Genomic DNA, 13,553 nt, shown 5'->3' with positions numbered 1-13,553 from the left:
CAGCCGCGGACGGACCCGCGCACCGGTTCGCCGAACCGGCTGCTCTGCTCGCTGTTCTGACCGCCGAGTCGATGTTCTGAACGCCGAGCCGATACCGCCGAAAGACCCGCGCACCGGCCCGCCCCGCCCGGAACCGTCCGGGCGGGGCGGGCCCGCGCGTCAGCGCCCGTCCGCAGCGGCGAAGACGAACGTGAACGCCGCCGGGCGCGCCGCCAGTTCGTACTGCGGCAGCACACCGGGGCCGCAGGACGCGGACCCGATGCCGTGGCGGGCGTGGTCCAGCGTGACGTGCACCCGGTCGCCCGGCACCAGGTCCGGCCGGTGCGTCGCGGCGTCCAGTTCCGCGGTGGTCCAGCGCCGCGCCGTCAGCGCGAACTCCGGCTCGCCCTCCACCCGCAGCCCGGCGTCGGCGCCGGCGTCGGCGTCGGACAACTCAGCCCAGCGCACCCGGGCGCGCGCCCCGTTCTCCTGCGGGCGCACGTACGGCGTCTGCAGCTCGTCCACGCTCGCCGACCAGCGGCCGAGCAGCGCCGCGGCGCCCGTGTCCGGGTACGCCTCGCCGGGCCCGCCGCCGTACCAGCGCACCGCGCCGTACCCGGCGGGCAGCGCGAAGCCGATCCCGAGCCGCGGCAGCGGCAGGTCTCCCCAGTCGCCCTCCGGCGTCACCGACACCGTCAGCGCCACCCGGTCCGCGTCCGCGGTCCACCGGTACTCGGCGGCCAGCCCCAGGCCGGTGGCCGCGGGCGCCACCCGGGTACGGACCGTCAGCACGCCGTCCGCCGACTCCACCGCTTCCGGCCCGTAACGCAGCCGGTGCCGCAGCCGGTGCAGCCCGGCCTCGCGCCAGCGCCGCGCCAGGTCGGTCCCGGGCTGCCACTCGGCGCCGTGGTCGTTGTCGGTCGGCGCCCGCCACACCTCCAGCCGCAGCCCCTCCACGGGCACCCCGGCGAGCCGCCGCGGCTCGCCCGTCAGCCCGTCGAACGTCGCCGGCCCGAGCCGGACCAGCGCACCGTCGCGTACGGGAGACGCCCCCGCGGGCCGGGGCAGCGGCGGGCGCGGCGCGGCGGTCCACTGCCCGCGCGCCACGACGTGCCCCGCCTGCGCCCAGGGGGTGTCCGCGGCGAGCCGGGCGGTGACGGTCCACTGCGCCTCGCCGGCCGCCGACACCGGTGGCGCGGTCAGCTCGACCTTCGCGCTCTCGCCCGGCGCCAGCGGCGGCACCGCCGCCGAGCCGCCCTCGGTCTGCGCGCCGTCGACGGCGTACGACCAGGTGAACGCGAGGTGGTCCAGACCGGCGAAGTCGTGCAGGTTGGTGACGACCGCCTGGCCCGGGGAGTCACCGCCCTCGATGCGCACCGGCTGGATCACGTGGCCGAACTCGGTGAGCCCCGGCGAGGGCGTGCGGTCCGGGAAGAGCAGCCCGTCGCAGACGAAGTTGCCGTCGTGCAGCTCCTCGCCGAAGTCCCCGCCGTAGGCGAAGCCCAGCTCGGGGTGGGCGATCCCGTGGTCGATCCACTCCCAGACGAAGCCGCCCTGGCAGCGCTCGTACGACTCGAACAGCCGCTGGTAGTCGGCGAGGCCGCCGGGGCCGTTGCCCATGGCGTGGGCGTACTCGCAGAGCACGAACGGCTGCGCCCGCCGGTGCGCGTCCAGCGCCGCGTCGTCGAGCGGGTCCTCGGCGCGCTCGCCGATGCGGCGGACCTCGTCGTGGTCGGCGTACATCCGCGAATAGACGTCGGCGTCGCGGCTGGTGCGGTCGCCCTCGTAGTGCAGGAGCCGGCCGGGGTCCCGGCCGCGGATCCAGTCGGCCATCGCGGTCAGGCCGGCGCCGGAGTCGCACTCGTTGCCGAGCGACCACAGGATGACCGACGGGTGGTTCTTGTCCCGCTCGACCATGCGCTCGGCGCGGTCCAGCAGCGCCGGGGTCCAGCGCTCGTCGGCCACCGGGTTGCCGCGCCAGTCGAGGGCGTGGAAGCCGTGCGTCTCCAGGTCGCACTCGTCGATCACCCACAGCCCCAGCTCGTCGCAGAGGTCGAGGAACGCGGGGTGCGGCGGGTAGTGGCTGGTGCGTACGGCGTTGATGTTGTGCCGCTTCATCAGCAGCACGTCGGCCCGCATCGTCGACTCGTCGAGGGCGCGGCCGTGCTCGGGGTGGAACTCGTGCCGGTTCACGCCGCGAAACAGGATGCGGCGGCCGTTGACCTTGAGCACGCCGTCCTCGACGGCCACGGTGCGAAAGCCCACGCGCAGCTTGATCCGCTCGCCCGCGGTGGCCAGCTCCGCCGCGTACAGCCGCGGGACCTCCGCGGTCCACGGCTCGACCGGCAGCGTCACGGACTCGCCGGTGGCGATGTCGACGCCCAGCTCCGGCACGGTGACCCGGCCGCCGGGCGCGCAGTCCACGCGCAGCGTGCCGGCGCCGGTCAGGTGGTCGTACGAGGCGTGCACGAAGAAGTCGCGCACGGCGCCCGCGGGCCGGTGCAGCAGCGTGACGTCGCGGAAGATGCCGGGCAGCCACCACTGGTCCTGGTCCTCCAGATAGCTGCCGGAGGACCACTGGTGGACGCGGACGGCGAGCACGTTGCCCGCGGGGCGCAGCAGCGCGCCGACGGCGAACTCGTGCGGCAGCCGCGAGCCCTTGAACTCGCCCAGCTCCGTGCCGTTCAGCCACACCCGCGCGTGCGACTCCACCCCGTCGAAGCGCAGCACCGCCGCGGTGTCCGGGAGCGGGGCGGCGGGCCAGCCGGCGGGCAGGTCGAAGGTGCGCACGTGGTCGCCGGTCGGGTTCTCGGCCGGCACCCGCGGCGGGTCGACCGGGAAGGGGTACAGCGTGTTGGTGTACGCGGGCGCGCCGTACCGGCCGCCGCCCTGCAGCACCCAGTGGCCGGGCACCGCGATCTCGTCCCAGCCGGCGGTGTCGTGGCCGGGCTCGGCGAAGGACGTGTCGTGGGTGGTCGCGGTGGGGGAGAGGCGGAAGCGCCAGGCTCCGTTCAGCGGCAGCCGGGCGGCGTCGGAGTGGGCGTACCAGGCGCGCGGCGGCAGGGTGCCGGTGCCCGGTGCGGGGTCTTCGTGGGCGGGGAGTGCCGGATCGTGCATGCGATCCATCTGATCTCGCCCGGGGGCGTGGCACAACAGCCGCCGCGCCCCAATCCATTGGACTTTTCGGACACCGGTTGGACTTCCGTGCCGGACGCCCTGCCGTCTATGACACCGGTCACCGCCGGCGTGCTGTCCGGCCGACGCGTCCGCCCGCCGGCGGCGCACGACGCGCTCGCCGTACGGGTCCGGGCGGCCGTCCGCGGGCCCGGGGGCACCCCGCCTACCGGCCCGTAGCCCCATCCCGTAGCCTCTGTGGCCCCGGAACCTGCGGCACCCGCCGCGGCACAGGAACTCACCCGGCGGCGCGCCCCCCCCGCCGGGGCGCACACGGGAGGTGGGGCCGATGACCGTCGCGGACACCGACAAGGCCGCGCCCGTGCCCGATACCGGGCCGGTCCTCTCCCTCGGCGCCGTACGGAAGCGCTTCCCCGACGGCACCCGTGCCCTCGACCCCGTCGACCTCGACGTCGCGGCCGGCGAGTTCGTCTCCGTCGTCGGCCCCTCCGGCTGCGGCAAGACCACCCTGCTGCGCATCGCCGCCGGGCTCGTCGAGCCCTCCGCGGGCGCGGTGGCCGCGCGCGCCGACCGCCTCGGCTACGTCTTCCAGGACCCGACGCTGCTGCCCTGGCGCTCGGTCCGTACCAACGTCGAGCTCTTCGGCGAGCTGCGCGGCGTCCCGCGCGCCGAGCGGCGCAAGCGCGCCGACGACGCGCTGGAGCTGGTGGGCCTCACCGACTTCGCCGGCCACCGGCCGCGCGCGCTGTCCGGCGGGATGCGCATGCGCGTCTCGCTGGCCCGCTCCCTCAGCCTGCGCCCGGAGCTGTTCCTGCTGGACGAGCCGTTCGGCAGCCTGGACGAGATCACCCGCGAGCGGCTGGACGACGACCTGCTCCGGCTGTTCGCCGCCGAGCGGTTCGCCGCACTCTTCGTCACGCACTCCGTTCTGGAGGCGGTCTACCTGTCCACCCGGGTCGTGGTGATGTCCCCCCGCCCCGGGCGCGTCTGCGGCGAGTTCACCGTGCCGTTCGGCTATCCGCGGACCGAGGGCCTGCGCTACGACCCCGAGCTGAACCGCATCGCGGCCGACGTCTCCGCCTGCATGCGCGAGGCGGCCCGATGACGTCCGACCACCCCGACCCCCACCCGGAGGAACCCCCCATGACCCCGAAGAGCCGCCCCCGCTCCTTAGCCGTGCCGCTCGTCGCCGCGATGCTGCTGACCGCCGCCGCCTGCGGAGACGACGGAGCCGGCGGCGGCGCCGACGACAAGTCGTCGGCGCCCGCGGCGAAGAGCGGCGCGGTCGCCCTGGCCGGCGTGTGCCCCGAGACGGTGACCGTGCAGACCTCGTGGCTGCCGAACGCCACGTCCTTCGGCCCGCTGTACGCACTCCTCGGCGAGAACCCCGAGGTGGACGCGAACCGCAAACGGGCCTCCGCACCGCTGGTCGCCGACGGCAAGGACACCGGCGTCTCGCTGGAACTGCGCGCCGGCGGCCCGGCGATCGGCTTCGCCTCGACGACCGCGCAGATGTACGCGGACGAGGACATCGACCTCGGCGTGGCCGGCGGGTTCGACGAGATCGTCCAGAACTCCGCCAAGCAGCCCACGACCGCGGTGCTGGCACTGCTGGAGAAGGACCCGACGATGATCTACTGGGACCCGGAGACCTACCCGGAGTTCGAGACGATCGAGGACGTCGGCGAGACGGACACCACCGTGCTGTACTTCGGCGGCGACACCTACATGGAGTACCTGACCGGCGCCGGCATCCTCGACAAGGACCAGGTGGACGGCTCCTTCGACGGCTCACCCGCGCGCTTCGTGGCGGCCGGCGGCGAGCTGGCCTCCTCCGGGTACGCGGCCGAGGACCCGTACATGTACGAGCACGAGATCGACGACTGGAAGAAGCCCATCAGGGGTCAGCTCGTCTACGAGGCCGGCTACCCGATCTACGGGCCCTCCCTGGTCATCCGCCCCGAACGGAAGGACGAACTGGCCCCCTGCCTGGAGAAGCTGGTGCCGATCGTCCAGCAGGCGCAGGTCGACTACCTCCGCGACCCGGACGCGACCATCGCCACCATCGTCGACATCGCCGAGCAGTACAAGGGCGGCGACGTGCTCACCGAAGGCATCGCCCGGTACGGCATCGGCGAGATGAAGAAGCTCGGGATCGCCTCGGACGACGCCGAGGGTGAGGACGCCACCGTGGGGAACTTCGAGGCCGCGCGCGTCCAGGAGATCATCGACATCGACAAGCCCATCTTCGACAAGCAGAAGAAACCGGTCAAGGACGGCCTGAAGCCGGCCGACGTGGTGACCAACGAGTTCGTCGACCCCGGGATCGGACACGGCCGATGACCGGCCGCCCGCCCGCCGGGGCCGCGCACCGCGCGCACCGGCGGCCCCGCGGTGGAGTAATCTCGCCTGTCAGTCCCTACACCGGTACGCCGGAGCACAGCCGCAGCGGCGGGCGGCCGACGCGGAGAGGTTCATGAGCGACAACGGCATAGCCGACGGGCCCCACGGCACGTCGCCGCTGCCCGACCCCACGGCGCCCCACGCCTCCCGCACGTACGACTACCACCTCGGCGGCAACGACCACCTCGGCCCGGACCGCGCGCTGGTGGACGAGGTCGAGTCCACCTTCATGCCGGACGTGAAGATGCGGGTGCGCGCCCAGCGGCTCTTCCTGGAGCGGGCCGTGCGCTACCTGGTCGAGGAGGCGGGCATCCGCCAGATCCTCGACATCGGCTGCGGCCTGCCGCAGCGGCGCATGCCCAACGTCCACGAGATCGCGCACCACGTCGCCCCCGACACCCGGGTCGTCTACGTCGACTACAACCCCGTCGCCGTGGCACACATGCAGGCCCTGCAGACCGACGGGCACCTGACCGTCGCCTTCACCGGCGACGTACGGCAGCCGGAGCACATCCTCACCCACCCGCAGGCGCACGCCGTGCTGGACTTCGATCGGCCCGTGGGCGTGCTCATGGTCGGGCTGCTGCACTTCCTCCCCGATTCGGTCGAGCCGGCCGACCTGGTGGCGCGGATCCGCCGCGGGGTGCCGCCGGGCAGCCACCTCGTCGCTTCCCAGGTCTCCGCCGACCTCGACCCCCGGGTCCACCGGCTCACCGAGGTCTGGGCGCGCGGGGCCACGCCGATGGTGCAGCGTGGCCGCGCCGAACTGGAGCGGATCATCGACGGCTGGGAACCGGTCGACCCCGGCATGGTGGTCGCGCACGAGTGGCGGCCCCGCGACGGGGACCGTACCGAGGGGAACGCCTACGCCGTGGTGGCCGTCAGACCATGAACCTGCGGCCGTTGACCCGGAGGCTGCCGGCCCTGCTGGTGGCCGGCGCCGCCGTGGGGGTGTGGTACCTGATCAGCATGGTGGCGCTGGCCGAGGACCGGCGCTTCCTGTTCCCGCCGCCGCACGACGTGGTGCGCGTGGGGTTCCTCGACGGCGACAACCGGGCCGAACTCCTCGACGCCCTGCTGCTGTCCGCGCAGGTCGCCTCGCTGGGCCTGCTCATCTCGGCGGCGGGGGCGATCGCCATGGCGATCCTCATGAGCCAGGCCCGGTGGCTGGAGCGCTCCCTCTTCCCGTACTTCGTCGTCCTCCAGGTCACCCCGATCCTCGCCCTGGTCCCGCTGTTCGGCTTCTGGTGGGGCTACGGGTTCGGTACCAGGGTGCTCGTCTGCGTCATCATCGCCTTCTTCCCGATCCTGACCAGCACGCTCTTCGGCATTCGCTCCGCCGACGCGTCGTACCACGATCTCTTCCGGCTCCAGAACGCCGGCCGGCTGACCCGGCTGTGGAAGCTCCAGCTGCCGGCCGCGCTGCCGAGCATCTTCACCGGGCTGCGCATCGCCGCGGGGATGTCCGTCGTCGGTGCCATCGTCGGCGACTTCTTCTTCCGTCAGGGCCAGCCGGGCGTCGGCGTGCTCATCGACCTCTACCAGTCGCGGCTGCAGTCCGAGCAGTTGCTCGCCGCGGTGATCCTCTCCTCGCTCTTCGGCGTGCTGGTCTTCTGGTTCTTCGGCTGGCTCGCCCGGATCGTGGTCGGGAGCTGGCACGAGTCGGTGGACGAACCCGGCGTCAACGCCTGATATCGGGCGGGGGCGCGGCGGGCGCCCCGACCGGTCCGGAAACCGGTCGTCAGACGAATCCGGACGAAGGTTCGGAAGCGGTCCCGACGGGGTATGATTCCGCGCTGGCGGCGGGATGGTGAACTGACCGGCGGGGGAGGGGAGATGGCGGCGTCAGTACCGGTGGCCGGCGGGCGGCGCCTGCCCGGCAGCCCGGACCTCCCCCGGGGCGGGCCGACGATACGGCGGATCGTTCTCGGCTCCCGGCTGCGCAGGCTCCGGGCCCGGCGCGGCGTCGGACTCGACGCGGCGGCCCAGGCCATCAGGGCGTCGGTGCCCAAGATGAGCCGGCTGGAGCGGGGTCAGGGCGGCTGCAAGGAGCGCGACATCGCGGACCTGCTGACGCTCTACGGGGTGACGGACGCCCGGGACCGCGAGGCGTACCTCGCGCTCGCCCGCGGCGCCAACACCCCCGGCTGGTGGCAGCGGTACGGCGACCTCACGCCCCGCTGGCTGGAGACGTACCTCGGCCTGGAGGAGGGTGCGACCCTCATCCGCGGCTACCAGTCGCACCGCGTGCCCGACCTGCTGCAGACCCCCGCGTACGCGGCCGGGCTGGCGCGGCTGACGTACCCGGACGACAGCGCGGACTCCGTCGCCCGCCGCGTCGACCTGCTGGAGCGCCGCCAGCAGGTCCTCACCCGGCCCGACCCGCCGCGCTGCTGGCAGCTGATCGACGAGGGCGCGCTGCGCCGCAGCGTGGGCGGGCCCGCGGTGATGCGTGAGCAGCTCCGCCATCTGATCCGGCTGCACAGCCCGGAGTTCCCCGAGATCGCGGTGCACGTCGTACCGCTGCAGACGTCCGCCGCGACGGCTCTCGCCGGCTCGGTGACGCTGCTGCGCTTCGCCGAGGCGGACCTGCCGGACATCGCGTACCTGGAGCAGCTCACCGGCGCGCTCTACCTCGACGACCCCGACGACGTCGAGCGGCACCGCCTGGCCGTCGACCGGCTGGCCGCGCCGGTCGCGGCGCGGGTGAGCACCGACGCGTTCCTGCGCCGGCTGCTGCACGCCACCTGACGGCGCGGCCCGCGCCCTCCCGCCCGGGGCTTCTCCCTGCGCCCGTACGGCACTTCGGCCCGAATCGATCACCGTGCGCCAACGCTTTCTGAGCGCTCGGTGATAGCTCGATGAAATTTCATCTGTAATTGCATTCGCAAGCACAGACGCAAGTACAGTACGCAAAAGATCAGTTGGAGGGAGCTGCCATGCAGGTCGACAACGGTGTGCCCGCGGGCCGGTTGGGGAGCGTCGAGTGGCGTAAGAGCCACCACAGCAACCCGAACGGCGAGTGCGTGGAACTGGCCGGGCTTTCCGGCGGGCAGGTCGCGGTCCGCAACTCGCGGGATCCGCACGGGCCCGCGCTGGTCTACGAGCCCGCCGGGCTGGCCGCGTTCCTCCGGGCCGCCAAGGAGGGGGACTTCGACGACCTCATCACGGACCGCGGCGCCGCCGGCGGTTGACGGGCGGCACCGCAGGCGCGGCCCGCCGGACTCGCCGGCCAGCGCACCCACGCGGGCCGCGCTGCCCATGGACGCCGAAACCCGCGCGCGCGAACACAAAGACTGGCTCAAAGCCGTCCAGCGCACCGTGGGCTGGATCGAGCACACCCGGCCCCCGGCCAGCGTTGACCCCGGCGCCGTGCCGGTGCGTCGCGGACCCCCGGCAGCGCGGGCGCGGCGCGTACCATCGGGCCACGGCGGCGCCCCTCGTCCTCGCGCCGACCACGGTTCGCGAGACGACGGAGACCGAGCATGCCCCAGCCGCCCGCCGAACCGCCCGCCGAACCGCCCGCCGACCGGACGATGTGCGACCGTCCGACCACCTCGGCCCGGTGGACGTTCATCCGCACCGAGACCGGCAGCGCCGCCTTCCTCGTCACCGCCGCGGTCGCCGCACTCGTCTGGGCCAACGCCGCCCCCGGCAGCTACACGGACCTCTGGCACACCCACCTGTCCGTCGAGCTGGGCGACCACGGCCTCGCCATGGACCTGCGGGAGTGGGTCAACACCGGGCTGATGACGCTGTTCTTCCTGGTCGTCGGGCTGGAGGCGCGGCGCGAGTTCGACATGGGGGAGCTGCGCGAGCGGCACCGGATGACGCTGCCGTTCGTCGCCGGCGTCGCCGGCATGCTCGTACCGGTGCTCATCTACCTGGGCATCAACGCCGGCGACTCCTCCGCCTCCGGCTGGGGCGTCGCCATGTCCACCGACACCGCCTTCGCGCTCGGCATGCTGGCGCTGCTGGGCAAGCGGTTCCCCCGGCGCTTGCACACCTTCGTCCTCACCATCACCGTTGTCGACGACTTCGTCGCCCTGGCCGTCATCGCCCTCGTCTACAGCGACTCCGTGAACTGGACGGCGCTGCTGGTCGGCGTCGCGTTCTTCGCGGCCATCGTGGTCCTGCGCAACGCCGGCAGCCGCCGCGGCCCCGTCTACGCGCTGCTCGGCGTCGCCATGTGGGTCGCCTTCGTCAAGTCCGGCATCGACCCGGTCGTCGTCGGGCTGGTCATCGGGCTCGCCACGTACGCCTACCCCGCGCCCCGCAGCGAGCTGGAGCGGGCCAGCGGGCTCTTCCGCTCGTTCCGCGAGCAGCCCACCCCGCAGCTGGAGCGGGAGGCGCGGCTGGGCATCGCCTCGGCGATCTCCCCGAACGAGCGGCTGCAGCGGATGTACCACCCCTGGAGCAGCTATCTGATCGTGCCGCTGTTCGCCCTGGCCAACACCGGCATCCAGCTCGACGGCGGCCTGCTGTCCCGGGCGTTCACCTCACCCGTGACGCTGGGCATCCTCGTGGCGTACGTGGTCGGCAAGCCGATCGGCATCGTCGGCGCCACCGCGCTGACGGCGCGGCTGAGCCGCGGCCGGATGCGCCCGCCGGTCGGCTGGGCCGCCGTCGCCGGCGGCGGCACCATCGCCGGCGTCGGGTTCACCGTCGCGCTGCTGATCGCCACGAAGGCGTTCGAAGGCGGCGAGCAGCTCGCGCAGGCGAAGATCGGTATCCTCGCCGCCGTCGTCTGCTCCGGAGCCGTCACCGCGATCGTCGCCTTCGCCACGGCCCGGCTGCCGCAGCCGCGGCGCACCCGGGCGCTCCTCGGCACCGCACCCGTCATCGTCGACCTGGCCGTCCCGGTGGACCCCGACCGCGACCACATCCGCGGCCCGCTGGATGCGCCCGTCACGGTCGTCGAGTACGGCGACTTCGAGTGCCCGTACTGTGGCAAGGCCGAGCCCGTCGTGCGCAACCTCCTCGCCGACTTCGGCGACGTCCGCTACGTCTGGCGCCACCTGCCGCTCACCGACGTGCACCCGCGGGCCCAGCTCGCCGCCGAGGCCGGCGAGGCGGCGGCCGAGCAGGACGCGTTCTGGCCCATGCACGACCGGCTGCTGACCAGCCAGGACCGACTGACACCGCGCGACCTGCTGCGGCACGCGGAGGAGCTGGGGCTCGACGTCGAGCGGTTCCGCCGGTCGCTGTACGCCCACGAGGGCGTCGCGCGGGTCACCGAGGACATGGAGTCCGCGGACCTCAGCGGGGTCGCGGGCACGCCGACGTTCTTCGTCAACGGGCGCCGGCACCACGGCGCGTACGACACCGGCAGTCTGTCGGCGGCGGTGCGGGCGGCGCGCGACCGGGTGACCCTGGACGAGCAGGAGGCGTGAGCGCGGGCGGGGGACCGGGGGCGGCGGGCGTCAGGTTCCGCCGCCCCCGGAGACTGCGGTGAGCAGCGCCAGCGGCGTGGCAGCTGCCCACGCCTGCGGGGAGCAGGCGTGTGGACACGGTACGGGTGCCGGGTGGTCGCTGCGTGCGTAACCGGCCAGCGGCTCCCGCGACGGTACGACAGCGGGTGGTACGACACGTGACCGGCCCCCGTCGTGCGCACCGCCCACCCCGAGAGTAAGTCGTCGCCGCTCATCGCACCCCGGCCCCGGTCCCGGCCCCGGCTGCTGCCCCGGCCTCCGGCCACCCCCCGGCGCCCGCCGCCAGGTCCAGCGCCAGCGCCGCCGTCCAGCTGAAGTCCCGCGCCCCCCGGCCCGCCCCGGTCAGCGGGTCCACGTACTCCGCGAAGCCCGACGCCGCCGCCCCCGCCGGCACCGCCCGCCGCAGCGCGTCCGCCGTCCCGTACGCCCCGTGCCGCCGCAGGCCGCGCTCCAGCAGCCAGGCGGTGTTGAACCACGCCGGACCGCGCCAGTACCGGGTGCGGTCGAACGCCCGCCCCTTCAGGTCGTACGACGCGACCAGCGGCAGCTCCCCGAGGCGGAAGTGCTCGCCCGCCAGGGTGTCCCGCAGCGCCCGCACCACCGCCGGCGGGAGGCCGGAGGCCAGCAGCGGGGTCAGCCCGGCCACGCCGTACTCGTCGATCGGCCGGTCCGTGCGCAGGTCGCGGCTGCGGAAGATGCCCGCCCCGGCGTCCCAGAGCCGGGCCACCAGCGCCTCCGTCAGCCGTGCGGCCCGCTCGCGGTGCACTCCCGGATCTGCTCCCAGCTCCGCCGCGATCTCCGCCATCGCCTCCTCCGAGGCGATCAGCAGCGCGTTCACGCACGGGTCCTCGACGGCGAAGCCGTGCCGCACCCCCGCGTCCGCGTAGCCCGCGTCGCGGTAGTCGGCGGCGAGTCGCACGTAGCGCCCGTAGTCGAGATCGGTCGGCCGGTCCGCCGGGTCACCGTGGTCGAGGTCGGCCCGGTGGAACGCCGCCGCCGCCGGCTCGATGCGGGCCAGCGGGCCGTCCCAGGAGGGGCTGTTGTCCATCCCGGACTCCCAGGGGTGGACGATCGCGGCCAGCCCGGCGCCGCCGAGGTCGCGGTCCGCGGTGAGGTAGCGGTGCCAGGCCAGGAGCCGCGGGTGGACCCGGCGCAGGAACCCGCGGCGCGCGGAGGCCGCCGGGTCCGCCCGGTGCACCAGCAGCGCGGCGAGCGCGTGCACCGGCGGCTGCACGATGCCGGAGGTCTGGAGGTGCGCCGGGGCGCCGGCTCGCGCGCCCGCGCCCGTACCGCGGCCCGTTCCGCGGCCCGTTCCGCGGCCCGTTCCGCGGCCCGTTCCGCGGCCCGGGTCGCCCCTCGTGCCGCCCGCCGCCGAGCGCCAGAAGTCCGGCCCCGGGAAGTACGCGGCGTGCGGCACGGCCGGGTTGAAGACGATGTGCGGGATACGGCCGTCGCCCCACTGGGCGCCGAGCAGCATCTCCAGCTCGCGCTGCGCGCGCCGCGGCGACAGGTGCCGCAGCCCGATGGCGACGAACGCCGAGTCCCAGCTCCACTGGTGCGGGTACAGGGTGCGCGACGGCACGGTGGAGGTGCCGGTCCAGTTGCCGAGCAGCACCGCCGCGGCGGCACGCCACGGGTCGTCCGGCCGTACCCGCTCAGGGCGGCCGGCGGTCGCCCGGTCGCCCGGCGACGCGGTCAGCGCCGTCGCGCCCCGCCGCTCGGCGGGCACCGCCGTCATGCGCCGGCCCTGCGCAGGAAGCCGGGCACGGTGGCGACCGCCGCCGCCGGGTCGCCGGTCAGCCGGCACTCGGCGGCGAGCCAGCCGGTGTAGCCGGCGGCGTGGAGCGCGCCGAGCCAGGCGGGCCAGTCGAGGTGGCCGGCGCCGGGCTGGAAGCGGTTGGAGTCGGAGACCTGTGCGTGGCCGATCCAGGGCGCGTTGTCGAGGATGGCGGCGGCCGGGTCGGCCTCCTCGATGTTCATGTGGTAGCTGTCGATGCCGATCCGCACGCTGTCCAGGCCGGTGGCGCGGATCAGTTCGGTGGCCTGCTCCAGCCGGTTGACCATGTGGTCCTCGTAGCGGTTCAGCGGCTCCAGGAAGAGCGTGACGCCCTCGCGGCGCGCGTGCTCGCCCAGCTCCGCCAGCCCGTCGAGCAGCACGGCGCGGTCCCCGGCCTCGTCGCGCGGCGGGGTGAAGGGCGGCAGCCGGCGCGAGAACATCCCGTACGACGCGGGGGTCTGCGCGCCGCTGCCGCCGATCTCGGCGATGACCGACAGCTGGGACTTCAGCTGCGCCACCGCGTCGCGGCGCTGGTCCGCGTCGAAGGCGCCGAAGAAGTGCGGCATCTCCACGCAGACGGTGGGCATGACGACGCCGTCGGCGAGGGCCCGCTTCAGCTCGGGCAGCCGGGCGGCGAAGCGCAGGTCGCCCTGGGCGCGCAGCTCGATGCCGGCGTAGCCGGCGGCCTGCGCAAACTTCCACTTCTGCTGGAGGGTGTCGCCGGGCAGCAGCTGTTCCTGGGCCGCGAGGGAGAACATGGCGGGGCGGGTGGCCTTTCTGCGCGGGGTTGTGCGCGGGGTTGTGCGCGGACGCGGGTGGCGGAATCC

At 74.4% G+C, this 13,553-nt stretch carries 10 protein-coding genes; 7 read left to right on the top strand and 3 right to left on the bottom strand.

Going from position 1 to position 13,553, the window contains the following annotated elements:
- Positions 1 to 159 precede the first annotated feature (159 nt).
- Positions 160 to 3,105 carry a glycoside hydrolase family 2 TIM barrel-domain containing protein gene (locus T328_RS08135; protein WP_496495213.1) on the bottom strand — a complete coding sequence of 982 codons (2,946 nt, stop codon included), beginning with the start codon at positions 3,103 to 3,105 and terminating at the stop codon, positions 160 to 162.
- Positions 3,106 to 3,442: 337 nt separating this feature from the next.
- On the opposite strand from T328_RS08135, the gene T328_RS08130 reads away from it, so the two are divergent.
- From T328_RS08130 to nhaA, 7 genes are all read left to right on the top strand, one after another.
- Positions 3,443 to 4,219 carry an ABC transporter ATP-binding protein gene (locus tag T328_RS08130; RefSeq protein ID WP_496495212.1) on the top strand — a complete coding sequence of 259 codons (777 nt, stop codon included), beginning with the start codon at positions 3,443 to 3,445 and terminating at the stop codon, positions 4,217 to 4,219.
- A 38-nt stretch (positions 4,220 to 4,257) separates the two neighbouring features.
- Entirely contained in the window at positions 4,258 to 5,457 is a 1,200-nt protein-coding gene (locus tag T328_RS08125; RefSeq protein ID WP_496495211.1) for a hypothetical protein, read from the top strand.
- Between the two features lie 133 nt (positions 5,458 to 5,590).
- On the top strand, positions 5,591 to 6,409 hold the full coding sequence (locus tag T328_RS08120; RefSeq protein WP_496495210.1) for an SAM-dependent methyltransferase: 819 nt from the start codon (positions 5,591 to 5,593) through the stop codon (positions 6,407 to 6,409).
- Positions 6,410 to 6,420: 11 nt separating this feature from the next.
- Entirely contained in the window at positions 6,421 to 7,209 is a 789-nt protein-coding gene (locus T328_RS08115; RefSeq protein WP_496495209.1) for an ABC transporter permease, read from the top strand.
- 144 nt (positions 7,210 to 7,353) lie between these two features.
- Positions 7,354 to 8,268: a DUF5753 domain-containing protein gene (locus T328_RS08110; RefSeq protein WP_496495208.1), complete on the top strand. Its 915-nt coding sequence runs from the start codon at positions 7,354 to 7,356 to the stop codon at positions 8,266 to 8,268.
- Positions 8,269 to 8,456: 188 nt separating this feature from the next.
- Positions 8,457 to 8,711: a DUF397 domain-containing protein gene (locus T328_RS08105; protein WP_496495207.1), complete on the top strand. Its 255-nt coding sequence runs from the start codon at positions 8,457 to 8,459 to the stop codon at positions 8,709 to 8,711.
- A gap of 291 nt (positions 8,712 to 9,002) precedes the next feature.
- Entirely contained in the window at positions 9,003 to 10,910 is a 1,908-nt protein-coding gene (nhaA, locus tag T328_RS08100) for a Na+/H+ antiporter NhaA (RefSeq protein WP_496495206.1), read from the top strand.
- Between the two features lie 250 nt (positions 10,911 to 11,160).
- On the opposite strand, the gene T328_RS08095 is transcribed toward nhaA, so the two are convergent.
- Both T328_RS08095 and T328_RS08090 read right to left on the bottom strand, forming a co-directional pair.
- A complete protein-coding gene (locus T328_RS08095) occupies positions 11,161 to 12,687 on the bottom strand; it encodes an MGH1-like glycoside hydrolase domain-containing protein (RefSeq protein WP_496495205.1) in 1,527 nt (508 codons plus the stop codon).
- On the bottom strand, positions 12,684 to 13,484 hold the full coding sequence (locus tag T328_RS08090; RefSeq protein WP_496495204.1) for a sugar phosphate isomerase/epimerase family protein: 801 nt from the start codon (positions 13,482 to 13,484) through the stop codon (positions 12,684 to 12,686). The genes T328_RS08095 and T328_RS08090 overlap by 4 nt, the downstream gene beginning before the upstream one ends.
- Positions 13,485 to 13,553 lie beyond the last annotated feature (69 nt).

Source organism: Streptomyces sp. CNX435 (assembly GCF_059570575.1).
This window is presented reverse-complemented; position numbering and strand designations above follow the sequence as displayed.